Source organism: Methylobacterium jeotgali (assembly GCF_022179345.1).
Taxonomy (GTDB): domain Bacteria; phylum Pseudomonadota; class Alphaproteobacteria; order Rhizobiales; family Beijerinckiaceae; genus Methylobacterium; species Methylobacterium jeotgali.
The window spans coordinates 1-25,636 of record NZ_BPQR01000016.1; the positions used below are offsets into that span (position 1 = coordinate 1).

Annotated in this window: 24 protein-coding genes and 2 tRNA genes; 10 read left to right on the forward strand and 16 right to left on the reverse strand. The window is 69.9% G+C overall.

The features are described from left to right. Positions 1-381: 381 nt before the first annotated feature. Positions 382-819 carry a hypothetical protein gene (locus tag MFF04_RS04935; protein ID WP_238231205.1) on the reverse strand — a complete coding sequence of 146 codons (438 nt, stop codon included), beginning with the start codon at positions 817-819 and terminating at the stop codon, positions 382-384. A gap of 501 nt (positions 820-1,320) precedes the next feature. Here MFF04_RS04935 and MFF04_RS04940 point away from each other — a divergent pair. Both MFF04_RS04940 and MFF04_RS04945 read left to right on the forward strand, forming a co-directional pair. Further along, complete coding sequence (locus tag MFF04_RS04940) at positions 1,321-3,093, forward strand: hypothetical protein (protein ID WP_238231208.1); 1,773 nt, start codon at positions 1,321-1,323, stop codon at positions 3,091-3,093. After that, positions 3,090-3,587, forward strand: a complete 498-nt coding sequence (locus tag MFF04_RS04945) for a hypothetical protein (RefSeq protein WP_238231209.1) — start codon at positions 3,090-3,092, stop codon at positions 3,585-3,587. The genes MFF04_RS04940 and MFF04_RS04945 overlap by 4 nt, the downstream gene beginning before the upstream one ends. A gap of 578 nt (positions 3,588-4,165) precedes the next feature. Here the strand turns inward: MFF04_RS04945 and MFF04_RS04950 are convergent. From MFF04_RS04950 to MFF04_RS04960, 3 genes are all read right to left on the reverse strand, one after another. Beyond that, positions 4,166-6,334, reverse strand: coding sequence for a hypothetical protein (locus MFF04_RS04950; RefSeq protein WP_238274354.1), 2,169 nt, complete (start codon positions 6,332-6,334; stop codon positions 4,166-4,168). A 16-nt stretch (positions 6,335-6,350) separates the two neighbouring features. Next, positions 6,351-8,930 carry a sensor histidine kinase gene (locus MFF04_RS04955; protein WP_238274355.1) on the reverse strand — a complete coding sequence of 860 codons (2,580 nt, stop codon included), beginning with the start codon at positions 8,928-8,930 and terminating at the stop codon, positions 6,351-6,353. A 77-nt stretch (positions 8,931-9,007) separates the two neighbouring features. Further along, positions 9,008-10,180 (reverse strand): TRM11 family methyltransferase, encoded by a 1,173-nt coding sequence (locus MFF04_RS04960; protein ID WP_238231215.1) that lies wholly within the window; start codon positions 10,178-10,180, stop codon positions 9,008-9,010. Positions 10,181-10,640: 460 nt separating this feature from the next. Between MFF04_RS04960 and MFF04_RS04965 the strand changes: the two genes are divergently transcribed. The 5 genes from MFF04_RS04965 (at position 10,641) to MFF04_RS22025 (ending at position 14,293) form a co-directional block, all read left to right on the forward strand. Continuing rightward, positions 10,641-10,856, forward strand: a complete 216-nt coding sequence (locus MFF04_RS04965) for a hypothetical protein (protein ID WP_238231217.1) — start codon at positions 10,641-10,643, stop codon at positions 10,854-10,856. 75 nt (positions 10,857-10,931) lie between these two features. Then, positions 10,932-11,252: a hypothetical protein gene (locus MFF04_RS04970; protein ID WP_238231218.1), complete on the forward strand. Its 321-nt coding sequence runs from the start codon at positions 10,932-10,934 to the stop codon at positions 11,250-11,252. A gap of 386 nt (positions 11,253-11,638) precedes the next feature. Further along, positions 11,639-12,852 (forward strand): IS3 family transposase gene (locus MFF04_RS04975; protein ID WP_238231220.1). Its coding sequence is split into 2 segments (ribosomal slippage): positions 11,639-11,918 and positions 11,918-12,852, totalling 1,215 coding nucleotides; the frame shifts between segments, so codons are not numbered across the junction. Positions 12,853-13,091: 239 nt separating this feature from the next. Continuing rightward, a complete protein-coding gene (locus MFF04_RS04980) occupies positions 13,092-13,307 on the forward strand; it encodes a DUF7220 family protein (RefSeq protein WP_238231222.1) in 216 nt (71 codons plus the stop codon). 239 nt (positions 13,308-13,546) lie between these two features. After that, on the forward strand, positions 13,547-14,293 hold the full coding sequence (locus MFF04_RS22025) for a nucleoside/nucleotide kinase family protein (RefSeq protein ID WP_353744879.1): 747 nt from the start codon (positions 13,547-13,549) through the stop codon (positions 14,291-14,293). On the opposite strand, the gene MFF04_RS04990 is transcribed toward MFF04_RS22025, so the two are convergent. The 7 genes from MFF04_RS04990 to MFF04_RS05020 all read right to left on the reverse strand — a co-directional run bounded on the left by MFF04_RS04990 (position 14,211) and on the right by MFF04_RS05020 (position 19,409). Then, entirely contained in the window at positions 14,211-14,558 is a 348-nt protein-coding gene (locus tag MFF04_RS04990) for a helix-turn-helix domain-containing protein (protein WP_238231225.1), read from the reverse strand. The two genes, MFF04_RS22025 and MFF04_RS04990, sit on opposite strands and share 83 nt — an antisense overlap. Positions 14,559-14,596: 38 nt before the next feature. Continuing rightward, positions 14,597-15,040, reverse strand: a complete 444-nt coding sequence (locus MFF04_RS04995) for a hypothetical protein (RefSeq protein ID WP_238231227.1) — start codon at positions 15,038-15,040, stop codon at positions 14,597-14,599. After that, on the reverse strand, positions 15,037-15,411 hold the full coding sequence (locus MFF04_RS05000; RefSeq protein WP_441338609.1) for a L5-gp82 domain-containing phage-derived protein: 375 nt from the start codon (positions 15,409-15,411) through the stop codon (positions 15,037-15,039). Before MFF04_RS05000 ends, MFF04_RS04995 begins: the two co-directional genes overlap by 4 nt. Positions 15,412-15,549: 138 nt before the next feature. Next, entirely contained in the window at positions 15,550-15,924 is a 375-nt protein-coding gene (locus tag MFF04_RS05005; protein ID WP_238231230.1) for a hypothetical protein, read from the reverse strand. Between the two features lie 30 nt (positions 15,925-15,954). Next, positions 15,955-16,197, reverse strand: coding sequence for a hypothetical protein (locus MFF04_RS05010; protein WP_238231232.1), 243 nt, complete (start codon positions 16,195-16,197; stop codon positions 15,955-15,957). Positions 16,198-16,210: 13 nt separating this feature from the next. Continuing rightward, entirely contained in the window at positions 16,211-18,790 is a 2,580-nt protein-coding gene (locus tag MFF04_RS05015; protein ID WP_238231234.1) for an AAA family ATPase, read from the reverse strand. Positions 18,791-18,875: 85 nt separating this feature from the next. Continuing rightward, on the reverse strand, positions 18,876-19,409 hold the full coding sequence (locus MFF04_RS05020) for a hypothetical protein (RefSeq protein ID WP_238231236.1): 534 nt from the start codon (positions 19,407-19,409) through the stop codon (positions 18,876-18,878). 448 nt (positions 19,410-19,857) lie between these two features. On the opposite strand from MFF04_RS05020, the gene MFF04_RS05025 reads away from it, so the two are divergent. Further along, complete coding sequence (locus MFF04_RS05025) at positions 19,858-20,256, forward strand: hypothetical protein (RefSeq protein ID WP_238231237.1); 399 nt, start codon at positions 19,858-19,860, stop codon at positions 20,254-20,256. Between the two features lie 2 nt (positions 20,257-20,258). Further along, the gene (locus MFF04_RS05030) at positions 20,259-20,729 is read left to right on the forward strand and encodes a hypothetical protein (RefSeq protein ID WP_238274357.1); all 471 of its coding nucleotides are present in this window, start codon (positions 20,259-20,261) and stop codon (positions 20,727-20,729) included. A 2-nt stretch (positions 20,730-20,731) separates the two neighbouring features. Here MFF04_RS05030 and MFF04_RS05035 read toward each other — a convergent pair whose 3' ends face one another. Together MFF04_RS05035 and MFF04_RS05040 are read right to left on the reverse strand one after the other, a co-directional pair. Next, positions 20,732-20,965 carry a primosomal replication protein gene (locus tag MFF04_RS05035; RefSeq protein ID WP_238231241.1) on the reverse strand — a complete coding sequence of 78 codons (234 nt, stop codon included), beginning with the start codon at positions 20,963-20,965 and terminating at the stop codon, positions 20,732-20,734. Positions 20,966-20,989: 24 nt separating this feature from the next. Then, positions 20,990-22,339, reverse strand: a complete 1,350-nt coding sequence (locus MFF04_RS05040) for a hypothetical protein (RefSeq protein ID WP_238231242.1) — start codon at positions 22,337-22,339, stop codon at positions 20,990-20,992. A gap of 88 nt (positions 22,340-22,427) precedes the next feature. Between MFF04_RS05040 and MFF04_RS05045 the strand changes: the two genes are divergently transcribed. Then, complete coding sequence (locus MFF04_RS05045) at positions 22,428-22,697, forward strand: hypothetical protein (protein ID WP_238231244.1); 270 nt, start codon at positions 22,428-22,430, stop codon at positions 22,695-22,697. Between the two features lie 462 nt (positions 22,698-23,159). On the opposite strand, the gene MFF04_RS05050 is transcribed toward MFF04_RS05045, so the two are convergent. The 3 genes from MFF04_RS05050 to recJ all read right to left on the reverse strand — a co-directional run bounded on the left by MFF04_RS05050 (position 23,160) and on the right by recJ (position 25,397). Next, positions 23,160-23,233: transfer RNA gene (locus MFF04_RS05050), tRNA-Gly, on the reverse strand. Between the two features lie 75 nt (positions 23,234-23,308). Then, positions 23,309-23,392 (reverse strand) — tRNA-Tyr (locus MFF04_RS05055). A 142-nt stretch (positions 23,393-23,534) separates the two neighbouring features. Further along, a complete protein-coding gene (recJ, locus tag MFF04_RS05060) occupies positions 23,535-25,397 on the reverse strand; it encodes a single-stranded-DNA-specific exonuclease RecJ (protein ID WP_373319958.1) in 1,863 nt (620 codons plus the stop codon). Positions 25,398-25,636 lie beyond the last annotated feature (239 nt).

Sequence of the window (25,636 nt, forward strand, 5' to 3'; positions counted from 1 at the left end):
CGCTGAGATCGACGAAGCGGTCGATGGAGCGCAAGAGATGGTCGGCGGGAACGTGGGTGTCGAGCGAGAACTCGTAGAACAGAGCGCCCTGCTCGACTTGCCGAGGTCCCATCATCTGCGTCGATCCCCGCCTCACAACGGCAGTGAATCACCTCAGATATGCCGCTGCAACAGCCGAGTTTTTCAACAAAATCGGCGCATAGCCGACCAGGCGGCATGCGAACATCCGCCCCGAATGCCGCACTGTCCGCTTCCCGGCATCCCGACGAACGACGCGGCCGGCCGATGATGGCCGACCTCGGCAGGACGACGGCGCCGAAAAACGGCGGCGGCTCCTTCAGGAACCCGAGCATCATGCGCCACCCTCCATTGGCGATGTCTTTACGCCTCGCCTGGGGGCGGGAGGAACTGCTGGAGGCGCTCTAGGACGCGGCGCCGGGCTGCGTCGTAGGCTACCTGCCCCGCGGACCGGCCGCCGCAGCGGATGTATGCGGCGACGGCGATGATGTCGGCGGTGGCGACCTGAGCATGGGCGATAGAGAGCGGGCCGGCAGCGGACCGGCGCAGCCCAGCCATCTTGACGACGGCCCGCGCCAGGTCCTCGTCAATTCCTGAGACGCCACTAGCGTGCCCGAGGGCCGCCAGCAGCCGGTCGCGCTCGGCCCGTAGGGAGGCGACCTCGGCCTTCAGGGTGTTGAGCTCTGCGACACGGGCAGCCTCGGTCTCACGCTGGCGCTCGCGCCATTCACGTGAACGGTCGGCGGCGGCGACGCGACGGCGGGCGGCGGACGTCTCACGGGAACGGACGATGTCGGTCATGGCGGAAGCGTGCCAGTCCGGCCAGCAAGCCGCCAGGGGTGGTTCGAGGATCGGACGGCCTTTCCCGCGCGCAACCGGTCCACACGGTTCGCAGAGGGAAACGCGCCCATTTCACACAATTCGTAACGGACAACGCCCCCCCCGGCCCCGCAGGGGCCATAGAGGGAGGTCGCAATCGATCAGCCCCGGGTTGGTGGCAAAACCCGATATGGGCCTGAAAGGCACAGCGAAGCCCGCCTGGCCAGGGTGTTCGCTTATCCCCTGTGGGACACGGGCGCTAATCGAGGCAACGCGTAGACCCCGTTTCCGCGCCACCTACGGGCAAGTATTAAATTCCGGTCCTGGCGTTAATCATGGACGTTCGAGGGCCGTTGACCTTCTCGTAGTCGAGGTCAATCCTTGTCGTGCCCGTAGTCGGGCTGTCGCTCCTGAACATCCCCTAAACCCGGTCCTTGTCGGTGCAGAGGTGCCCCCGACGAGGTCCCCCAACCGGAGACCACCGTGACCACTCTTAACGAGATCCGGGGCCATGCCGTGCCCCCGGAGGCATGGCCCGCCCGCGCCATGCCATCCGAGACCCGCGACTTCACTGCCCTCGACTACCTCCGCTTCATCCATTCCGTCGGTAGCCACGGCGTCATCCGCATCGCTGCCCGGGTGAACATCGGCATCGGCCGGAAGGCGAAGTACGTGTTCCGCGAGCGCCGGTTCAGCGTGAAGCGCATCCGCGACGGGCACGCCTCGGTCGTGAGCGCCCTCAAGGCGCTCAGCTTCCATACCTTCTGCACGTTCCCCTACCCGAAGCCGGGCGGGGCCGTCCCAGAAGCGTCGGACGCCAACGTCACCTCGATCTGCGCCAACTGGATCGACCTCGACTACTACGGCGTCCAGGGCCTCGCGGGGCTGTCCAAGGACGACGTGCTCGACATCGTCCTACGCCGCTGCGAGGAGAAGGGCTGGCCGGCTCCGAGCTACGTCATGTCGTCCGGAAGGGGCATGCTCATCGTGTGGCTCTACGAGGTGGCGCCCCGCGAGGTCCTGCCCCGGTGGCGCGCCGTCCAGCGCACCCTGAACCGCGCGTTCGCGGACCTCGGTCACGACGCCACCGGGATGTCGCCGACGCACCTCTATCGGTACTCGGGCAGCTACAATCCCAATGCCAAGGCCCCGGCCTTTATGATGTGGCCGTACTACACCGCCGACGTCCGCCGGGGGACGTTCGACGAGCTCGCCGCCGCCGTCATGCCGATCTCGCGCCGCAAGGCGAAGTTGTTCGTCGTCGAGAAGCTCGACGGCATCGCCAAGCGGGCCGCTAAGCAGGCCGGGCGTGACCGGGCCCGGCGGGAGGAGGAGGTGGCCCCGACGACCGCCCCTGCCGCGCCGGCACGCAAGAAGCGAGAGCGGGTGGGCGGCCACCTGACCGGCCGCTCGTACTGGGGGGCCATTGCCGCCGACGTCGAGCGCCTGCGTGTCCACCGGTTCGACGGGAAGCGGATGGTCGAGGACACGGGCCGGTCCACGATGGCCTATGCGGCGACGATGGTGCAGGCCTGGGTCATGCCGGCGTGCGACCTCGACGGTTGGGTCCGCGACCAGGCGCATGCCTGGGGGCTCGACGAGGAGCAGGCCCTGGCCTGCACCAGCGGCGTCCGCAAGGCCGCCCGGGACGCTGCAAACGGCGAGCGCAAGTTCTGGCTGGGGAAGGAGATCGACCCCCGCTACCGGCCGGGGCCGAAGCGTCTGATCGAGCTCCTCAAGATCCAGCCGGCCGAGATGGGCGCCGCCGACCTGCGCATTCTGGTCACCGCCGAGCGGAAGCGGGACGTCGTCGCTGACCGCCAAGCCACCCTGCGCCGATCCCGGGGGGCCAGGTCCCGCACGGACCAGCAGGGCGCCCGGCTCGCCGTCGGGGCCGAGGCCCTACGCCTTCGCCGCGACGAGGGGCTTGACCGCCCCGCCATCGCCGCCCGGCTCGGCGTCACCACTCGCTACCTCGACACCGCCCTGCGTGACGCCAAGGCCGTCGAGGCCATCGGCACGGTCACGGCCCCAGACAAGCCGGTCAAGCCGCGCCGTTCACATGGTTCGTCACGGGGTACTTCACGCGTGAGGGGCGGAAATACCTCCGGCGAGGCGACCGTCGCGCTTGTGGCGCCCGAGGCGGAGGTCTATACTGGTGGCGTCACGGTGAAGGGCACCTACCTCCCCGACAACGCCCGCTGCGCGCCTTATGGCCCGGCGGGCGTTTCTGTTCCCGAGAAGGTGTCGGCATGACCCGCGCCCTCGTCATCAACTACGTCAGCGACGACCTCCTTCGCCATCGCGCCCTCCAGGCTGCACGCAAGCGAGCCCTTGAGGCCTGGTACGGCGGCGCCCGTCCCGTGAACCCGCACGGTCGCCGTCCGTACCGCTACGGGCGCGTGGTCTACCTGACGGAGAACCACGCGCCGCTCCCGGCCCCGCCGGCTGCGGCCGCCGGCCAGGCTGCCCTTCGCGCGATCTTGAAAGGGTGGCGCGGCGACGGCGAGTACGCCGCCCTGGGGGCCTGGGACGACGAACGGGGTGGCGCCTCGCGTCGCGCCCTCGTCTCGGCCGGGCAACTGCTCGCTGGCGAGCCGGACGACGACGCCCGGGAGCGGGCGGACAGCCTCGTGATCCTTGCGCTCGGGCCGCCCGGCAAGGACCTTGACGGGGCGCGCGAGCGGCTGCTGGCCCTGCCGGCGCCCGCGCCATGGTCGTGGGAGGCCGCGGCCCGCTACTGGGGCTGACGCGCCCCGGGGACGGGCTACCAAGGTTAGGCGGTCCCGTCCTCTCGACGTCTGCATGGTTTCGACCGCGCAAAGCGACGCGGACGTGCACGATCCTGTTGCGCTCCCCTATGCGACTCCGGATCGCGCGCGCAGCGTTACTGCATGGAACAAACCGCCGCCCTGGGCGTTAGTTTGGACCTCAGTCTGGACGACCCGCGCAAGCGCCGCTCGCCGTCGAGCCTGAGCGCGTGAGCCGCGATGGCGAATGTCATCGCCATCGTCTAGCGCATGACCACCGAGCAGATCCGCGTGACCCTCGGCGGCAGCATGGGCAATGTCGGCCACAGCTCCGCCGGGACCTCAGCGACATCAAGAGCCGCTGCCCGGACCGCCTGCGCCGGTTGGGCTTCGAGTGCCTGTTCTGGTTCTGCGACTGCCTCGGGCAGGACCCGAGCCTCGCCATGCAGGGCCTCATCCTCCCCAAGGCTGGACGGCCGGAGTCGCGCCGCCCGAACCTAGTCCGGGGCGGGGGACGCATCCCCTCCAGCCCGGAGTGGCCGCGCCGGGTGCCTGTAGGCTGCCGAGTTCGGCGGTTCCTAAACCTCAGCGGGGGCCTCGCCCCCGCTGCTGGCGGCTGGGGCTGGGGCTGGGCTTAGTGCCGGCAACGCCACCGCCGTCGGACCCGCTGGCTTGGCCGCCGCGGCGGGCGCGGCCCCACCGCCCGTCAGGACGAAATCGATCTCGAACGCGTTGCGCCCGACGGATGCCAGGTAGTTCGAGAGGATGTCGGCCGCGAAGGGCTCGCGGATGCGGCCACAGCGGATCAGGCGCCACGTGACCCGCGCGGGAACGTGCGGCGGCCGTCCCTTCGCGGCCTTGGCAGGCTCGAAGCCGCCGACGGCGACGTTCTTGAAATCGTCCGGGGACGCGACGGCAAGTAGCAGGCGCCGCGCGACGGCGCCGTGCGTGGATGCCTGGTCCTTATAGGCATCGCGAAGCCGTTCGATGGCGGCTTCCATTTCGGCGCGCAGGTCCGCCGGCGGCTCGGCGGGGGACGCCTCGACCGAAGCGGGCCCGTCAAGGGCGGACGCCGCGTCCGGCGTCGCGGGCGGCGGTTCCACCGGCGGGGCGGCGGGAGCGCCCGGAACGGCATCCCCGGCGTTCGCGGCGAGAACCGCGAAGGCGGCCTCGGGCACGGGCGCGGCGACTGGCCTGGGGCGTGCCGCAGCCTTCGCCGCGGCGACCGCGGCCGCCGCCCGGGCCGCCTTGTCCTCGCAGGCCGCGACGTAGTCCGACAGCCAGCCGGTCCGCTCCCCGTAGATGCGGACCTGCCCCGGAAGGAGCCCGGCCGGGCAGGCCTGCCCCTTGTCGAAGCGAACCGCGCCGTCGCTGCGGAAGGAGGCGAGATCCATGATCGAGAGGTCCACGGTCGCCGGGTTACGCAGGTCGACGACCGGAGTGACCCCGTCCAGGGTGCACTGCAGGACGTATTGCTTGGCGCCGGTCTTCTCCTCGCCCGGCTTGGGCGGTGCCTTCAGCGGCAGCAGGATGCCGGTGCGCGCTCCGCGCTTCCCGTTCGGACGCAGCCCGATCTCGCAGGCCTGCCCGATCAGCACGAAGCGCTTCCTGGCCATTTGCTTGTTGGAGAACTCGGAGAGATCGAGCTCGAAGACGTCGCCCGACGCGATGGGCGCGAAGGAGGCATTGATGAGATCGGCCTCCTCCCACGTCTCGGCGTTGCGGAATGCGACCAGGTCTTCGTCGGGGGGAGCCTCTACGGGAGCGAGCTTGATGCCGCGCAGCGCGCGCAGGCGTTCGCTGCTCGCGCGGACAGTCTCGTCGGTCGCGAACATGCTGCGCATCTTCTGGGCCATGTGGGCCGTGAGGGTTCTCTCAAGCACGTGAAGCTCGGAGACGCCTTCCTCGTATCCCCGCTCGACGACGTGAGCGTCGAGCCTTTCCGGAGGGATGCGGAGCAACCTGCCGCGGGCGTCCTCGAACCATCTCGGCACCTGCGGTGCGGCCTTCGTCAGGACCTCGTGGACGCCGCGACGCAGGCCCGCCCGCTTGATGGCGACCCGGAACGCCTCCTCCATGACCTCCGTGTCTGGATCCCTGCCCGCGAGCCGCTGCTTGGAGATCACGCACAGGGGGATGTCCTCGTCGGGCTCCAGCCCCATCCTCAGCTCGACCTCGGTCTTGCCCTCGTTGGCGATGACGGTCTCGTGCGTGAGGATGAACGCCGTGCCCCGGGAGCCCTCGGTGGCCAGGACCTTGAGGATGTCCATGCCGCGCGTGACGAGCGAGCGCGTGCCCCGGCTTTCCTTGAGGTCGACGATATAGCTGACGTTCCCGTCGCCTTCTCTGACGATGTCCCGGATCTTTTGCTCGACGCCGTCGAAGGTCCACCGGTCCTTGTCGGCGATGGCTAGGAGGGAGCAGGCGCGTTCCACGGCTGCGGTCGAGAGCTCGTCGACCGGGAATCCCTCGACCGCCTTCTCGACGTCGAAGAAGATGGCCTTCACCTCGTCCCGGCGGTCTTCGCGCATGTCCGTCAGCGCCTGCACCAAGCGCCCCTCGGTCGCCTCGGGCTCAAACTCGTCCCGTTCGAGCAGGTCAGCGAATTCCGGGACGCCGGAGACCTTAACCTTCTCAAGGTTGGCGATGAACATCGTCGCGAGCTGCGCCGGCGTGTCGTTGAAATGGTCATCGATCCAGATGACGCGGGTGCCGCCGAGGCAATGGAGTGCTGCTTCAAGCTTCATCGGTCGCTACGCGGGCTCATTGCGGCTGGGCGAGTACGGCGGTCAGGTCCACCTCGAACCGGTACCGGCGTCCGAGGTGGTTGAGGTCGTCCAGCAGGTCGACGGTGCACCCGTCGAGGGCGAGGAGCTGGCGGACGATGAAAAGCCCGATGCCCTGGCCGCCGGGCGATTGCCCCTCCGGCGCGGCGGGTCGCCCGGATACGAAGATCTCGAACAGACGCTCCTCGACGGCGGGATCGACCCCCGGTCCCGTATCTGACACGATGAACCCCCCGTCGGTGACGTCGATGCGGACCTCCTTGGCGGGCAGACCCTCGCCCGTGATGCCCCCGCGCCTCAACCAGTAAACGCTGTTGCGCACGAGATTATCGAGCACCTGCAGGAGGCGGGACCGGTTGGCGCGCACAATTGCGGCCCCGGGCATCTCGTCCACGACGGCGACGATCCCGGCGTGCTCGAAGGATATCGCCCGGTTCTCCACGTACTCCCGAACGAAATCCGCGACGGCGAAGGTTTCCCGAAGCGTCCGGGAGCGGGGCAGCATGGGGTCGATCAGGGAGGCCGCATTGGCGATGGCCCCGCACGAGCCGCGGATGGACCGCAGGTGCGGGAGCATGGCGGCCTCGTTGCCGGATTTCCGGGCGGCGTCCTGGATGGCCTTGGACCGTTGCTGGATCTCCGCCAAGTGCGTCCGGAGCTCATGCGCGAGACCGCGCGCGCTCAACCCGACGGCGGCGCTCTCGTATAGAGCCGTGACCTGGGCGTCCTTGTCGGAGATCTCGCGGCGCAGGAAGTCCACGGCGTCGGCGGGTTCGACCTGCGGGTCGAGCTTGCTCCGGACCGCGTCAACCGCGTCGCGTGCGGTCTTGGCCAGTTCGACGGCCCGCCAGGCGGTCCGGCCGGCGTCACCGCTGTCGATGACCTCCCGTTCGAGCGCCTCGATGTCGCTCCGCAGGTCCGTGACCGTCTTGTCGGCCAGGGACCTAGCGTCGCGTGCGGTCTGCATGCTGCGCTCGACGATGCGCATCGGGTTGCCGGGCCGTGCGAGTTCCTCGCGCCCGGTTTCCTGGAGCTTGCGGGCGTATTCGTCGAGCGAGCGCCGCACGTTGTCCATCGCGTCGCTGGAGAACTTGCGGCATTGGCGGGCGATCTGGAGGAACCCGCGGTAGGGCGCGTCCTCGACGAAGCCCTCGCGGTCGGACTTCTCGGTCAACCCCGCGTTGAACTCGCCGCTCAGCGCGAAATAGCCGATGGTGTTGTCCGTTCTGAGCCCGTAGGTGCTGCCGGAGGTCATTTCCGCAGACAGGCCGAGCCAATCGCCCGGCGAGCGGACGCGGAACCCGTCGCGAAGCACGGCGATGCCGGTCAATCCCTTGATCAGGTCGGAGGAGATGCCGATGCCGGCCGCGGCCGACTTGTCCGCCTCGTCCTGACGCTGGAGATGGAAGTAGTAGAACGAGCCGGTGAATGGGCCAGGGTCCTCGATCTTGCCCTCGTTGTCCATCAGCATGGCGGACCAGGGGAAGCGCCGTTCGAGCTCCACATACCAGGGGCCGGTGTCCGAGACGTCCTTGCGCGTATAGCCCTTGAGCTTCTTCGGCGAGAGCAGGAGGTCGCGGAATCCTTTGCCGCCGTCGCGGCCGAAGACTAGCGCAGTCTTCTCCCGTTGCTGTTTCGAGCGCTCGCCGGCGATCAGGCGCTTGCGCATGTAGGCGGTGGCAACGAGCTCCATGTCGCCCTGCCCGTCCGCCTCCCACCGGAAGTCGAACTTCGCGATGGCCCTGTCGAGGATCTCGTTCGTCACCGAGACCAGGGAGCGGTCGCGGCCGTCGAGCTGGATCGACACCGGGAACGTCGACGTGACCTCGAACGGCGAGACGAGCTTCGCAAGGCTCGCCGTGATCTCGTCGATCCGCCGCGGACGGCGCCATTCGGGCAGGTCCTTCAGCCCGAGGACGGTGACCTTCGTCCCCTTGAAACCCTCGGCGTTCGGCCTGCTGCCGAACTGGACGGGGATCTGGTCGACCGTGACGGACCGCTCGCAATCGGCCCAGCGGAACCGGGCGACGGCGATGTCGTCGCCCGTAGACTTGGCGGTCTCCACGAGAAGGATGTCGCCGATCTTCATGGTGCCGAGGCGCCCGAGCCCCTTGTCACCGAGCGGCGTACGGTTCTGGAGGGTCGTCTTCCGCTTGGGCTGGCCCGGCAGGCCTCGCTTGACCGACCCGCTGACGACCAGCCAGGAAGACCGGAGCTGGTCCTGCGTCATGCCCTCGCCGCGGTCGGTGATGGTCATGCGCCCAGTGTAGGACAGGCGGCGCTCGCACATCGGCTCGGGCGTCTCGTCCTCGGGCTCCTCGTCCCCGTCGCGTTCGTCGGCTGGCGGCAAGGGTACGATCTCGACCTGGACGCTTTCCGCCGCCGCATCGAAGCGAGCCAGCCTGGAAACGGGCCCGACCTCGACCAGCGTACCAGTTTCCTGCGTCGCCACCTCGATGCCGCAGCCCTTCGCGTCGGCGTCGTACGCGTTCTTGACGCATTCCAGGATCGCCTGCTCGACGTCCGTTACCAGCTCGCTGCCCAATTGGATCAGCACGTGCGCGCCGACTCGGAGCTGGGCCCCGCCTACGGGGTGCGCGACCTCGCCGGAACTGCCCGGTACCATCTGGTCGCTCACGCGAACTCCACGACCAGCGTCGTCTCCGTGTTAATCAGGCTTCCCATACTGTTGCGGGTCGGCATCCGTTTCCCGGGCAGGCGACGCCGCAGGCCGGCGACGGGCTTGCCCCCGAGATAGCACATGATGTCCCGGCAGATCTCGTCCAGCGCGACGGGCATTCCGTGGGCGGTGCGGTTCCCGGTGGTGATCACCCAATGGGCGGCGCCGGGAGTGGTCGCACGAACCTGCGCGAAGGCGTCGAAGAGGTCGGCGACAAAATTCGAGACCTTGCGCAGGCCGCGGCCCTTCCCAGCGGAATGGGCGCTGGCGACGAGGCGGTCGAGGGTGGGCGAGATGCCGACGATGCGCTCGCCGTTGGCCTTGGCGGTCTTGAGGGATCCGCCGAGGCTCGCGGTGTCGAGCGCGAATGTGTTGCTCCGAAGGGTGTCGCTTCCCTTGAGGTCCTCGGCCGGTATCCAACGGACCGCGAGGTAGGAGAACTGCCCGTAGGGAATCGTCGTCTGGTTGTCGCCGTAGGGCGGCGAGGTGACAAGGATACGGTGACGGTCGTCCTTCGTGCCGATGTCGGCCCGGCGTACGTCGTCGCACAGGATACGGATATCCGGGTCGCTCTCGGGGCGGCCGGCGATGAGGGCCTGATAGTCGCGCACTCGTTGCAAGGTTTGCCGGAGCGCGCCCTCGAAGTTCGCGACGATGCGCTCCGGGTCGACCCGGTCGCCCTCGGGCCGCATGTGCAGCTTGTAGGTGCTCGTCCGGCTATTCGAGGAGACCCTGATGGTCTCCGCGAAGACCGTCCACATTACCTTGCGCGCCGGCTGGTCGGGAACCGCGAGGATCGAGCGGCGCAGGCGCGAGAGGCACCGGGCCGCCGGCTCGTCGAACCACTTCGAGAGCCATGGGAAGTCGACGTCGACGGTCTCGACGATGTCGCTGCGCAGCGCCTGGATCGTAGTGACGGCCGCGCGCTCGACGTTGGCGCCGGCGTCGATGGCGGCCTTAGCCTCGCAGGTGAGGACGGCGAGAGGGTTGATGTCGACGCCGGTGAAGTCGAGCCCGCGCAGGAGGGCCTCGGTCATGATGGTCCCGGAGCCCACGAAGGGGTCCACGACCCGGGAGCCGCCGGTGCCGACCTCGTCGAGGATGGCGTCGATGATGTCACCTTGCATGCACGGGACCATCATCGCGGGATAGCGCAACATGCCGTGAAGGTTGGGACGGGCACTGCCGCCGACCGCGGCCCACGCCGCCGGCTGATTGTCCTCCATGGTCCGGAGGCGATCCCCCAACGTTGCCGCCACGATTCGGTGTCTTTCCACGCTGCCCCAGGGCGGGAATGCCAAGCATCCGCCCTGGAGCGCATTGTACGGTCAAGGTGGAAAAACACCAGGTGGTTTCGCAGCCTTTCCCTGCTGTTCACCCACGGCGGGAACTTTTCTACGTTCACCTCGTTGGCCGCTCCCCGATGAGGGCCGCGCGTGTGGCCTTTGTCCTTCATGTGTAAGAAATTTGATGACACCGGAGATGGTCGGCATCCTTGCGGCCCGCTTGAACGGCGGCCGAGAGCGGGGCGCACCCGCCGCGCTGGCGCGTGCGATGGGAGTGCCGGTCAAGACGGCGCGGGCCTAGATGGCCGGGGTCGATGACGAGGGGAACCATCGCCGGCTGTCGAGCACGGCCCGTCGGCTGTTGACCCTGCTCACCCTTCTGGAGGCGGGGGGCATGCTGACGGAGGACTTCCCGAAGTCGGTTGAGACCTTCAAAGAAATTCTCGAAGGACCGCCCGGGCGCCTGCGGGCTTTGCTGGACCAACTCGAAACCGTGGGTGACGAAGAGGAGGAGTGACGGGCGGGCGTCGAGCCGCCTTCGACGTGGAACGACCGATTTTCCGGCAGCAGCGAAGCCTTAAATGGAGGGCACATGGCCAAGGCAGTCAAGAAAGCGAAGCCCAAGGAAGAATTCCGGGATTACGGCGCTGAGTTCAACAGGGCCGTCGGCGACAATATCCGGGGCGTCATGCGCAAGTTGGAGAAAGCCGGCCTCTCCGTCCGCAAGCCGCCTCACCTGACCACCCTGTTCATCCGGCGTCCGCTATCCATCACCTGGGACGAGTTCAAGGACATCATCCGCTCCGTTCTCCAGCCCCGGATCAGTGGTGTCTTCCTGACCAGTTCCACCGGCCGCATGTTCGTCTGCAGCAACAAGGGCAACAGGCCCGGCCGCTTCGAGCGCTGGGCGTAGGCAATGCTCGCGTGGGTCGGTCCCGTCTATCCAAATGGGCCGAGGCCGGCCGCGCGCCGAAGCTGCCGAACCCATGGCGGAAGCCGGCTTGGTGGAGTCCCTAATCTTTTGTCCAGCACGAGACCTCGCGGTCGACGCATTTGCAGACATAAACGTCCACCGACCATTGCTTCCCGTCATTGGACGCCAAGGCTCAATCCGGGGCAGCGGCCAAGGTGTGAAAGCAATCAAGGAGGTTTGCGACCTCCTCTCTTGAAAGCTGACGCCAACCCTGCTGCCTGAACTCCTCGGGAGTTTTGGGCGTCACACTGTCGTCCATGATGTGGGATTGGGATTGCCCCGGTTCGGTGGACACTGAGAACGCTTTCGCGTGAGGTGTTTTCCCGATGCCCAAGACCCGTCCCGCATACCCCGCCGAGTTCCGCCGGCAGATGGTCGATCTGGTCCGTGCCGGCCGCGATCCCACCGACCTCGCTCGCGAGTTCGAGCCCGCACGCCAGACCATTCAGAACTGGGTCGCTGAAGCTGATCGCAGTGAAGGTCGACGGGAGGCCAAGCCGCCACCCGCCGATCCTGGCCTGACAGCGACCGAGCGTGACGAGCTCGCCCGGCTCCGGCGGGAGGTCCGGCAGTTGAAGCTTGAGCGCGATATCCTCTCTCGCGCGACGGCCTGGTTTGCGCGGGAGACCGGGGTTCTGCCATCGGGGTCTTCCGGTTCATGAGCGCCAACCGGGCCGACTTCCCCATCGCCGTCATGGCCCGCACGCTCGGCGTATCGAAGGCCGGATACTATGCTTGGATCGGTCGGCCCACCTCGATGCGGAAGGTGGCCGATGCCGCGCTGCTGAAGCGGATCCGCACCGTGCACCTCGGCTCGCATGAGACCTATGGCGCGCCGCGCGTCCAAGCCGATCTTCGGATGCAAGGTGAGCGGCACTCCCGCAAACGGATCGCTCGGTTGATGCGGGAAGCCGGCCTCGTCGGGGCATGCCACCGGCGCGGCGGCCCCGTCACGACGCGGCGGGATCGGGAGGTGAGGCCCGCCCCCGATCTCGTCGACCGCATGTTCTCGGCCGAGGCGCCGAACCGGCTCTGGGTAGCTGATATCACCTATGTGCCGACGGCTTCTGGTTTCCTCTACCTCGCCGTGGTGCTCGACGCCTTCAGCCGCCGGATCGTCGGGTGGGCCATGGCCCATCACCTCCGCTCGGAGCTGGTACTGGATGCCTTGGAGATGGCCGTCACGCAGCGACGACCGCACGAGGTGATCCACCACTCGGACCAGGGGTCGCAATACACCTCGCTGGCCTTCGGCAACCGCTGCCGGGAGGCGGGGGTGCGCCCCTCGATGGGCTCGGTCGGCGACGCCTATGACAACGCCATGGCCGAGAGCTTCTTCTCGACCCTCGAATGCGAGTTGCTCGCTCGCCGCCGCTTCCGCTCTCAGGCCGAGGCCCGGATGGCGGTGTTCAGCTACATCGAAGGCTTCTACAATCCGCTGCGCCACCACTCGGCGCTCGGCTATTGCTCACCCATTGCGTTCGAGCAGGAAACCAAAAAAGCCACGTCCAGCCCGACCTTGATCAAGCAAGCCCCCTAACCGTCCACCGAACCGGGGCAATCCCAGTGCGCGGGGCGTCGGCGTGCCTAAGCCGGCATGCGCAGGATGCCTTGGCTGCCGGCGTGGATCTCGGCGCCGGCACGTCCCAAGCCGCGACCTCGACCCTTTCGGACGGCTGCCTCGAAGGTGCGGTTGTTGGCCCGTCGGGGGCGGAGCTTGGCGGCGTGGGTTTCCCCGGTCTGGTGGGCGTGGCTCATCCCGGCGAGGGAGCCGGTCGCGTGAGCCAGTCCCGCCGCATGTCGCTGGCCGAGACCGTCGCGAACACGGGCAGCGGGATGCTGATCTCGTGGCTGATCGGCCTCGTCGTCTACCCCGCCTTCGGCTTCCCCGTCGGCGCCGGCCAGGCCCTCGCCCTGACCGCGATCTTCACCGTCGTCAGCGTGGCCCGGGGCTACGCCTGGCGCCGCGCCTTCGAGCGCTTCCGGAGGTCCTGATGTTCCTGCCCCGCCTGATCGGCGTCGTCGGCCTGGCCGGCGCCGGGAAGAGCACCCTCGCCGGCATCCTGCAGCGCGAGCACGGCTACGAGCGCCAACGCCTCGCCGCGCCCCTCAAGGGCATGACGGCGGCGTTCCTGCGCTCGGCCGGCCTGCCCGAGGCGGAGGTCCTCGACCGCGTCGACGGCGGCCGGAAGGAGGAGGAGATCCCCGGCTTCGGCTGCACCACCCGGCACGTCATGCAGACCATCGGGACCGAGTGGGGCCGCAAGTGCGTCGGCGGCGACGTCTGGCTCCGGCTCGCCCGGGCCCAGGTCGAGCGGGCCTGGGGCGAGGGCAAGCGCGTGGTCGTCGACGACGTCCGGTTCCTGAACGAGGCCGACGCCATCGAGGCGATGGGCGGGTTCCTCATCCGCGTCGACCGCCCCGGGCTCGTCGCCGGGTCGCACCCGTCCGAGCAGGAACAGGCCCGGATCGTGGCCCATTGGACCGTCCGAAACGAGGGCGACCTGATCGACCTGGAGACGGCGTTGACCTCGGCCTTCGTCTTCGCCCGGCACACGGCCGGCATCGCCGCTTGGCGAACCCCCAACGGCGGACGCCATTTCAACAACGCCTTCGCCCACGCCCTGTTGGTGAAATCGTTGGGGGCTACGGCGAAGTTGTCGCAGGCCGGCCGACGACGAATGTCACTGTCGGTGCGATTTCGCTGTTGTGGGTTTCCCCCCGCACACGCGGGATGCCGCCGTGATGCTCAGCGGTGCTCACCAGGGGCCGCGGCGTGCCCACGGCGGCCCATCCCGCGACCGCCAGGCCGATGGCGCACAGGGCCCATGTCGTCGCGCACGTCCGGTCCATGGCGAGGTCCTCCGCCGGGGATGATCGCGGAACTCGGCCGGGGCGCTAGTCCAGCGGGGACGGTAGGCGGGCATCCTCGTCGGCCTGCGGAACGGTCTCGGTCGGGTTTCGGGCGAGGCGTGACATGACCGACACGACATTGAGGCCGACCGCTTCCGCCACCAGGATGGCCACGCCGACGTCGACCGGCCGCCCCGCCTCCAGGTCATCGATGACGCGCTCGGGGATGCCGGTGACGACGGCTAGGCGCCTGAGGGGCATGCGCCGCGCGAGCCGGACGCCGCGCACCGCCTCGCCGACGTCGCGCCGGCGCCGGGCGGCCTCGGCGACAGCGTGTTCCTCGGCCGACGGCTCGGGGCCGTCCGTAGTCGGGTCTTCCCAGTGCGCGCGCATCGTCGGTCTCCTTCGGTTGAGGCTACGCCCCGCGCTGGCTAGTCACCAGAACTCAGCTCGCCGACGCCCGACGGGCACGGCGGCGCCATGTGGACGTCGGGCGTCAGGCCGTTCTCGCGCAGGAGACCGCCACCGCCCGTGACGCCCCCGCCGACGGGCGTCCAGGTCCAAGCCAGGTTGCCCCAGCGGTCCCGGCCGCCCTCGCCGATGGCCTGGAGCTCGATGCGCTCCTTGCCGGTCTTCGTGTCGACGGTCCCGCACGTGATTTGGACGGCCCAGGCGTCGCCCACCGGGTCGGCGTAGACCCGGGCGAATCCCGCGCGACCGCCGGCGGCCGGCCCGCGCACGGATAGGTAGAAGCGGTCGCCCGGCTGCGGGAAGGGCGGCGGCTCCGGCACGGGCTGGGCCTGGCGGGCCGCCTCGACCGGGACGGTGGCTGCGAGCAGGACGGCGGCGAGGGCGAGGAAGCGGGCGACGGTCATTGGCAGGTCTCCAGGGAGGGGGTGGGGTTGGCCGCCCAGGCGGTGCCGTCCGGCTCGAACCAGACGCGGCTGGCGGCGGTGACGACCTCGTTCGTGTCGCGGCGGCGGAAGCCGGGCTCGGTCGGTCGGTACCCGATGCGGATGGCGTCGTCGGGCCGGGCGCCGTCGGCGATGATGCCCTCGATGGTCGCCACGACCTCGCGGCGCGCCGCGGCCTGGCACCGGAGCCTGCCTGCCTCGCTGGCGCGCATGACGCACTCGGCGAGGACTAGGGAGGGCGCGTGTCCGATGACGCGGCGCTTGCGGAGGATGCTCCACGACAATGAATGCAAGTTCCAGTGGATGCGTACGGGGGCTTGATCTGGGGTCATGGGGGGCGCTCCGCACGAAGGGGGACGGCGGCGCGGGGGGACGCGCCGGGGACGGGCATGCCGGTCTGGCCGGCTCGGGCGCCGATGGGCGCCCGCGGGGTGGGCCGCGGTATTCGCGCGGCCGGGGTGGCTATGGCGTCAGGCGGCATCGGAGCCTCCGGGCGCGTCCACGGGCTCGGACCGAGGCTTCCGGACGACGTCGAACCAGCGCACGACAGGATCGATGCTGCGGTCCTCGGCCTGCAGCGGGGCCGTGGCGAACGCCTCGAACTCGGCCCGCGCGATGACTAGCGAGGCTTCCTCTGGCGACATCTGCCCGCGGATGGCCCGCTGGGCCGCGCGATCCGCACGTTGGCAGTAGGCGTCTGCCAGGAGCTCGCAGATCTCGCCGGCCTCCGCGGCGGCCTCGATGCGGAGCACGACGCCGGAGTGGGCGGCGAAGACCGCCCGCAGGACCTCGCGGGCATCGGCCCGGTTAGACGGGTGGACGTCGGTGCTGGCTGGTTCTGACATCGTGGTCTCTCCTTCGGGTGGGACGGGGGGTCAGTGGCAGGCCGGGTCGCGGCGCGATCCGGTCCGCAGCAGGGAGCGGGCGAGGCGGCCCGCGTCGGCGGCGGCCGCCTTTGCGTCGAGCTCGCCGGAGGCCACGCGGGCCATCATGTCGGCGACGACGCGGACGCCGTCGGCGAGGAGGGCGTCTTCGCCGGCGCGGGAGAGCGCCGAGACGAGTAGCAGGCTGCTGACGCGGAGCTGGCCCGCGTCGCTGGGAGGCTGGAGGAGCGTCACGACGATGGCCCCCCTAGCGGACCAGGGCCGCGGCGGGCTCGGCGACGAGCCGGGCCACCTCGTCGCCGTCGAGCCTGCGCCGCTCGACCAGGGCGTCGGCGACGCGGCGGACCGCGCCGGCGTGCCGGCGGACCGTGGCCAGGGTCTCGCCGTAGAGCCGGTCGAGGAGCTCCTGCACGTCCCGCCGCAGGAGGGGGTCCGTCGCCAGCGCCATCGACGGCTCCTGCTCGACCGCGACGAGGCCGCGGCCGCCCATCCCCCACTCGCCGATCAGGCCGACGGCCATGCGGGTCGCCGTCAGGAGGTCCTGGCGCGCCCCGGAGCTCGCGCTGTCGAGGAGCGTCTCCTCGGCCGCCCGCCCGCCCAGCATGATCCGGACGTGCTCCTCGACGGCGGCGCGCGTCCAGATGCCCTGGTGCGGGTCCTTGGCCGCCATCCATCCGCGCTCTTCGCCGCGCGTCTGCAGGGCCAGGACCATCTCCCGTCCGGGCTCCTCCAGGTAAGCCAGCAGGGCGTGACCGGCCTCGTGGACGGCGATCCGGTCGAGGACGGCGGCCGGGGTCGCCTCGTCGCCCGTGCCCGCCACCGCGAGCAGGTCGTCGAGGGCCAGCGGGCGCCCGGCATGCCTTGCCCGGCGGCGGGCGTCCTCGACGAGGGCCTCGATCATGGCCCCGGTGTAGCGCTCGGTCCGGTACGCGACCGGCATCAGGTCGGCGCCGGGCAGGTCGTCGCCGAGGCGCACGCGCAGCATCTCGACGCGCTCCCCGGCGTCCGGCAGCCCGATCTCGATGTGGCGCCCAAGCCGTCCCGGGCGACGGATGGCCGGGTCGATGCGGTTGGCGTCGTTGGTCGTCCCGACGACGATGACGCCTTCCCGGCCGCCCACGCCGTCCAGGCATTCGAGGAACGCGTTGATGATCTCCAGGACGTAGTCGGCGTGCGCGTGCCTGACGGTACGACGGTCGACGAAAACGTCGCACTCGTCGACAAGGACCAGGCATCCGCGCTTCCCGGCCGCCAGCGCCTTGGCCTCGGCGAAGAAGCGCCTCATCGCCCGCAGCGTCGTCCCGAGATGCGCCTGGTCCTCGGACTGCCACTGCGCCAGCGACGCGGCCAGGAGGGGAATCCCCGCGCTGGCGGCGATGGCCTGGGCGCCCAGGGTCTTGCCCGTCCCGGGTGGCCCGGACAGAAGCGCGCCGCTTGCGACCGAAGACCAGGGCGCACCGTCCCTCCACGCCTGGAGGTCGCGGATGACCTCGCGGCCGTACGCCACGACCTCGCGGCAGCCGTGGAGCTCGTCCAGCGTGATGTCCCGCCCGCGGCCCGTCGGCGCCGGCGGGGCCGCCAGGCGGACGAGATGCGCGACGCAGTCCGCCGGCGCCCGCCCGGGCCGGATGGACACCGCCAGGTGCTCCGCGGAGATGCGCAGCCCGTCGAGCGCGCGCCGGTCCTGGGGGGAGCAGGCGGCGCCCGTCGTCGAGCGGATCGCGGCGGCGACGTCGGACGTGTCGATGGGGGCCAGCGTCAGGCGGTGCTCCGCCGCCAGCAGCGCCGCAGCCGGCAGATGGGACGCCGCGTCAGGCGAAAGGCACAGGATCGCGCCTGGATGCCTAAGCAGGGCCAGGAACTCGCACGCCCGCCGGTCCCGGTCGCTCCCCTTGGGCGCGTCCTTGACGAGGTGCTTCCGCAGTCCAAGCGGCAGGCCGAGCGCGATGCTCGACCTGCCGTCCAGGGCGAGGATCGACAAGGCCTCCGGGACGTCGACTGTGACGACGACGTCCCGTTCCGCGAGCGCCTGCCGCAGCCCCGGGACCGCGTCGAGCGTGCGGGCGAGCTGGCGGAGGACGGCGAGTTCGACGGGGGAGAGTGCCTCGTCGGCCGCGTCCGGAGCCTCCTCTCGGTTCACGCCCGCACGGTCGTCGTCCATCTCCTCGGCGTGCGTCGGGCGCGCCGGCAGGGCCGCCGCGTTCGTCGACCTCAGGAACGTCTTGGCGTGGACCTCGGCGATGCCCAGCGGGTCAGTCGGGTCGTAGAAGGGGACGATCTCCGGCAACGCGTCGTCGCCCCCCTCGTCGAGCAGCGCCGTTCCGGACGCGCGCAGGACGAAGGCGGGGGCGTGCTCGCTCCCGCTCCGGGCGTAGGCCCACAGCGTGTCGACGAGGACCGGCGTCGCCGCGGCGTAGCCGAGCATGTGCAGATACAGCGTCAGGGCGTCATGCAGGACGGCGCGCGCCGGGGCGTTCACGCCGGGGATCTCCGGCGTCCAGAGCCCCATCGTACGCCACGTGGCCTCGGTGCGCCGGAGCGAGCCCCAGGCGAGGGACAGGGGCTCCAACATGGCCTCGTCGCCGGTCCCGGCAGGCGAGGCAAGCGTGTCCAGGCCGGACGCGTGCAGGGACAGGCAAAGGGCGGCGATAAACGCGTCGCCGCCGCATTCGCGCAGGACGGCCGCGCGGTTGCGGCGCGCCGTCGAGGGCGCGATGGCGAGGATGCGGGCTGAGAGGTCGCTGGGGATGCGGCCGCGGTGCAGTCCGGCCTGCCCGGCCAGGACGTGCTCAAGCGGCGCCGCACCCTTCGAGGGGGGCTGCTTCATCGGAAGACACCGTGTTGGCCTTGGCGCGACAGGATCGTCACCTAGGCTGAGGAGCCCCCCTCTTAGCAGCCCATCCGTTAAAGGATTATGAGTCCGATCCTTCGTCTGCGTTGCGCTTGAACGTTTTTCCCTTCCGGACGTCGAGGAGCAGGTCGAACGCGTTGGCGACGGCGCGCTTCGTGTTGCCCAGGGTCTCGAAGGGATTGTCGCCGCCCTCCGCGTAGCGGTCGGCGTAGAGGGCCAGGGCCGACAGCAGGGCGCCCATGCCGGGCGCATCGTATTCGTTCGCCGCGAAGGCCAGGGACCGCAGCACGACCGGGTTCAGCCCCTTCTTGGCGATCTTGTCCGGCTGGGTCGTGCGCCGGTTCAGGCCGAAGGCCAGCGGCAGCGCGTTCGTCCATCCCCCCGGCCAGACCTTCATGGCCGCGGCCGCGACGGCGTCGACGAGGGCCGCGTTGACCTCGGCGGGGTCGAGCGGCTCAGGACCGCCGTCCCCGAGGAGGAACGGCTGACGCTCCGGGTCGTAGGCGAGCGCCTGGTGGCCGACGCGCCCGACGACGGTCCATCCGGCGGGGCACGGCCACAGGTCGGCCGGCATGTAGTCGAGCACGATCTCCATGTCCCTCCGGATAGCACGGCCCCGGCGGCGCGCCACCGGCCTGGCGTGTCCGTTCCTATACCCATGTCGGTATAGGAGAGCCCGCATACCGACATCGGTATGGCCCGCAGGGCGAGGCCAGGCATTTGAGCGGACGCGGTTAACGGGGTCGCTTAAATGCCCAGCCCGATTGCGTTATATACGAGTCACCGATTTTTGGGCCGCTCTGCCGCCGAAAATCGGTGACTGATATACGCGTCAATCGCCGGCCGCCCGCGGACCCCGGCGTTAACCAGTCCCGGTCCGGAAACGTCTCCTGCAGGGGACGCCCCCTGAGCGAGGGCGGGATCGAACGTCTCCCCCGTAGGACGTCCCGGCGCGGCTTTCGGAGACCTCGTTAACCGCCCGGGCGCGTCCCTGTACGAATCCGGGGATCCCCGTACCCTCCCTGATGGGAAGGGACCGGGACATGCTGACGGACACCGAACTGGACGAGCTCGCGCGCGCCGTCGCCGGGCTCGGGGACGAGGATGCCGGGCGGCTCGACGGGGCGGTCCTGGAGCTCCGGCATCGACGCCGGGCCGAGGCCGAGGTGGAGCGCATCGCCGCGCTGCGGGCGATGTCGGACTTCGACGCCTTCGAGGCGGCATTGGATGTTGGGCAGGTTCTCGCCGCCGACGTGCACCCCATCGACAAGGCCCTGCAGGTCCTCCGTGACGCGGGCTTCGTGCGCGGCGACGGTCTCAAGGCCCTGTACCGGGCCGGCTGGAACGATGCCCTCAGGCGGTACCCGGACGACGGGGAGGCCGAGTTCCAGCAAGGCAGGGACCGCGCCATCGAGCGCCTCCTCATGATGGAGCGCATCTGACCATGGACGGGCAGACCCTGCGCGACCGGTTCGACCTGCGCCTGCAGGTCTCCGCGAACGACGATTGCCTCGGCGACCGGGGCAGCCGCTACGTGGGCGTGAAGTCGTGCAAGCCCATGATTGAGGAAGCCGCCGCTGCGCTCGACCGAGAGCGGACCCTCCGTAAGGAGGCCGACGAGGCGTTGGAGCTCGCCTGGGAGGAACTCAACCGGGCGACCGAAGATCTCGACCGCGAGCACGCCCGGAGGGAAGCGGCGATATCCGCTGCCTTCGACGCAGCGGTGTCCGCATGCGTCGGGGCGTCCTACGGGCCGCCGTCGGGCTGGGGCGACGGCCGCCCGCGGGGCTGGCACCTGACGGAGCCGTGCTCGCCCCGGGACGCGTGCATGCACGACAACGGCTGCATGGACGCCGCCCGGCGCATCCGGCTGCGGCAGAACGCGGATGCCGAGAGGCGGGAGTCCCACGTCTAGGATTACTCCCGAGGGTGGATGACGACACCTTCAGCATCGTCCAGCATCTCCTGAAGCTCCTCCCAGCCCCGCTGCTCTTTGGCGCGTTCGGCATGGAGGGGATCGAGGATCGTCGGGTCGTCGGTATGGCTGTCGATGATCGGCGCCTGGTTCTTGTGGTGGACCCTGGCGGTGGCCAGGGCGCGCTTCAGTGCCTCGATCTGGTCGTCCGTCAACGGCTTAGGTGTCGTGGCCATAGACCTTGCTCCCCTCAATCAGGGTTACGGGCAACCGATGCCCTGTTTCTGTTGAGTAAACAGCATGACCATTCCCGTCATGTTCTCGACCGCCTGCTTCACTTGGGGCTCCCCAGAGCCAAGGCAGGCATAGAGATCATCATGCATTTCACGGTAGATCGAAATCTGGTCGTTCAGGAAGGGGCACGCAGGGCCTGGGCCGTTGAGGGAGATTTCGGGAGCGTTCTTGAGCTTCTCTCCAAGCTCCATCGACCGCTTCATCCGGCCGTCGTAGTAGGCGTTCTTGGCCTGCAAGGACGGGCATGCCTTGGCCATCCGCTCGTTCGCCAGCTTGGTTTCCTCGGCCTTCTCGGCAGCAAGTCGCGCTTCGCGCTCGACCTTGAGGCGTTCGTCCTCAGCCCTCTTGGCCTCGGCTTTGTCACGCTCTTCACGACGAAGCTTAGCCTCGACCTCGGCGCGCTGTGTGGCCTCCGCCTCGGCCTTCTCCCTCATGAACCGTTGGATGCGTGCGTCATCCGCCGCGCGTCGGGCTGCGTCAGCCCTATCCGCCTCAGCCTTCGCATCTCGGTCGGACTTGCCCTTCTCCCATGCCTCGGCCTCGGCAAGGCGGGACGAGCGGATCTTGTCCTCCAGCTTGAGTAGCGCCGCGTTGACCTCGTCGATGTCCGCCTGCGCAATGGGTGTGCCCCCGGCATTGGTGCCTCGGACACCGCCGCGCTTGGCGGATGCCGTTGACGGAGGAGCAGCCGCTAGCCGGCGCAGCCCGTCGAGCTTCGCCGATAGCTCCTCGGTCGTGCCACCTGCGTCAATGGCGTTTCTCGCTCCATTAAGGATTGAAAGCTTCCAGGATCGCAGCCCGTCACGTCCTTCCGCCGCCTGCTCTGCGAGAGCACCGTTTTCCCTATACGAAGACGAGATGAGGGCGGTGATCACGCTTCCCTCGATGGCCTGCTTGTCCTTGTTGCATTCGACGGCACGGTTTTGGAACGCTCTCCAGACATCCTTCGTCCACGCATAGACTGGAACGCCGAACGGAGCGTCGGGAGAGCCGTCCGGCGTTCCCCCCTGACGCCAAGCTCGTGAATCGACCGTTCTTCTGGTGAGGGCGGAGCAGGATAGCTGCGACGCCTGCGCGACGTAGTCTGGCTCGGCCCTCGCCTCCGTAGCGGCGACCGTGGCCACCAACGCCACCAGCATCAGACGTCCCATCATATCCCCCTTGCGTGCCCGTGCGAGGCGAGCCGACGCAATCCGCACGATAGGGATGGATGCAAACCCTGGGCGTTCGGTCAATCCTACGATGCGCTGGCGTCGGGCGGCAGCCTCGTCTGGGCGGATGACCCGGCTGACGTTGTCGCGGTCAGGCTTCGGCAATCGCTTCCTGCGACATCCTGTCCTGAATGCCGATTGCCGTTTCCGGTCCCGGGGCTTCGCTTCGATTGCAGGGACAAGGAGACATGCCATGACCGAAGCCAACCGCAGCGACATCATCTTCGAGCTCCACCTCGCCGAGGGCGAGGCCGACCGGAACGCCACTTTGGTGCGCCTCGTCCAGGCCTACCCGAGCCTGCGCGAGGACCTCCTCGACCACTGGTGCGAGATCGTCCTCATGGAGCTACGGGCGGCCGCATACCCGGAGCCGCCGTGCCCTCCGGTCGACGAGGCCGAGGCCGCGCGGGCCCTGGCGCGCTTCCGGGAGATGGAGGCGGAACTGGCCGCGGCGAACCCCTGAAACGAGAGCGCCCCTTTCGGGGGCCGTCCGGCCGGGATCGGCCTCGGGGCGAAGCTCTCGGGGGATACCCTGACCCCTGAAGGGGGACCGTGCCCGTAGGCCCGATGGCGCCGGCTCTCCCACGCCCGGGGTCCGGCGGTCTGGGTGGCCTGTGTCTTATGCCGGGTGCCCTAGCCCGTGGGCGTAGGCGGTCCCGGCAAGCCTTTCGGCGTTCGCTAGGGGCCTCGGCTCTCGCCTGCGCCCGCACCTGCCGGAAGCCAGGATCGACCTCGAATCGGCGCGCCGCAAGGGGCGATGGCGCCGGCGTCCGACGCGCTATCCCCACGAATCGTGAGCGCGCAGAAGCCTGGGCTGCGCGTTGTATCGATGTTGTATCGGGGGGGGGGTCGGGCCCAAGCCGAAGCTGTGCAGGGACAGTGCCTAAGCGACTGTCCAGGCTTCAGGAAACGGCGATGAGAGGAGTGGAGCGGGTACCGGGAATCGAACCCGGGTATTCAGCTTGGAAGGCTGCTGCTCTACCATTGAGCTACACCCGCGCGGCGCGCCGGATAGCACGGGGCCGGATGCCTTGTGAAGGCATTCCCGAAAAGCATCTGCGGGCGTGGGTCGCTTGGTGGGGGAAGTAGGACTCGAACCTACGAAGCTTACGCAGCGGATTTACAGTCCGCCCCCTTTGCCGCTCGGGACATTCCCCCAAACGACGGCCCGCCGGGCCGCGTGGCCGCCCTTATGGTGAGGGGGGAGGCGGGTGTCAACGGCTCTCGCGCCGGCTTGGCGTCGGTCCAGGAGAAGGGGTGACCGGTTCTCTGTCAGGACCGACGATCGGGCTTCCGCGGCTCAGTCCTGCTCCGGCTCGCTCTCCGCGAGGTCGCGGATGCGAAGCTGCGCCCGCTCGGTGCCTTTCCAGCGGTCGCAGGCCAGCGACCCGGCGACGTGCATCTCCCGGCCGATGCCGGCGAGCAGCGCCTGCCCGAGGGGCGTCTGCGCCGCCCGGAAGACGATGCCGCCGAGGATCTGCCCGTCGCGGCTGCGGAAGCGGGCGCGCACGTGGCTCTCGCCGACGAGGCCGGCATCGATGATCCGGTGCCGGGCGAGGGCGAAGACCGGCTCCGGCGCGCCCTGTCCGAAGGGCCCGGCCCGCTCCACGAGGCGCACCAGCTCGGCGGTGGCGCCGCCCGCGCTCAGGGAGGCGTCCACGAGCAGCGCCTCGGACGCCCGCGCCTCGGCGATGGATGCCCCGAGAGCCTCGCGCAGATGGGTGTCGAGGCGCGCGAGGCCGTCGCGGGCGAGGATCTCCGGCGCGAGGCTGAGGCCGGCGGCCATGGCGTGCCCACCGCCCTTGCTGGCGAGCCCCGCCGCGACCGCACCGCGCACGGCCGCGCCGAGATCGACCCCCGCCACGGAGCGGCCGGAGGCGGTGCCGGAGCCGTCCGGGCGGAGCGCCACCGCCAGCGCCGGCCGGCCGAAGCGCTCCTTGAGCCGCGCGGCCACCAGCCCGACGACGCCGGGGTGCCACTCCGCGGAGGCCGCGACGAGGACCGGCCGGTCCGGGTCCTTGTCGAGGGCGAAATCCATCTGCGCCTCGGCCTCGGCGACGGCCCGGGCCTCGATCGCCTGCCGCTCCCGGTTGAGGCGGTCGAGCTCGGCAGCGATCCGGGCGGCCTCCGCCGGATCGTCGGTGAGGAGCAGCCGGGCGCCGAGGCCCGCCTCGCCGATGCGGCCGCCGGCGTTGATGCGCGGCCCGACCACGTAGCCGAGGTGCCAGGACTGGGGCGCCTCGTCGAGGGAGGCGGCATCGAGCAGCGCCGCGAGCCCGCGCCGGGCCCTGGTACGCATCACGCTCAGCCCCTGCACGACGAAGGCGCGGTTCAGCCCGACGAGGGGCACCACGTCGGCGACGGTGGCGAGCGCCACGAGGTCGAGCCGGCCCTTGAGGTCGGGCTCCGGCCGGGCGTCGAAGGATCCGCTCCGGCGCAGCGCCCGGTTGAGGGCGACGAGGGTGAGGAACACGATCCCCGCCGCGCAGAGATGGCCGAGGCCGGAGAGGTCGTCGAGGCGGTTCGGGTTCACCAGCGCCCGTGTCTCGGGAAGGATCTCGGTGGCCGCGTGATGGTCGAGCACGATCGTGTCGAGCCCGAGGGCGGCGGCCTGCGCGAGCGGCTCGTGACCCGAGGTTCCGCAATCGACGGTGACGAGGAGGCTCGCCCCCTCCCCGGCGAGCCGCGCCACCGCCTCGCTGTTGGGGCCGTAGCCCTCGGTCAGGCGGTCGGGGATGTGGATGCGGACCGGCACGCCGAGCTGGCGCAGGTAGCCGGCGAGCAGCGCCGCGCTCGCCGCCCCGTCGACGTCGTAGTCGCCGAACACCGCGACGCTCTCGCCCGCACGGACGGCGCGGGCCAGCCTTTCGGCGGCGGCCTCCATGTCGAGGAGGCAGGCAGGGTCCGGCATCAGGTCGCGCAGGCGCGGGGCGAGATAGGCGGCGGCTTCCGCCGGCCGCACCCCGCGCCCGGCGAGCACGCGGGCGAGCATGTCGGGCAGGGCGTGAGCCTGGACCATCATCGCGGCCTCGGCCTGGGCGCGCGGATCGGCGCAACGCTCGTGCCAGGCGCGGCCGAGGAGCGAGCGGGAAACACCGAGGAACGGGCGCGGCGTCGCGCCCGGCGGCAGGTCGAGGGAGGAGCGGGTCACGGAGGCGATGATAGCGGCGGCGGGGCCCGCGGGCAGCCGCCGGAAAGCGACAGGGAGGCCCCTTTCGGAGGCCGCCCTGCGTTTCGTCCCGCCCCGATGCCGGGCGTCGCGCCCGGCAGGCGGGATCGGAGGTTCTTGACGATCGAGTCAACGACCTTCTTCGGACATCACGGCGATGCGCATTCAGAAGGTGCTTTGGGATCGCAGGCGACGAATGCGCCAGATCCGTCGGTGGGGCGGGGCGAGCTGTC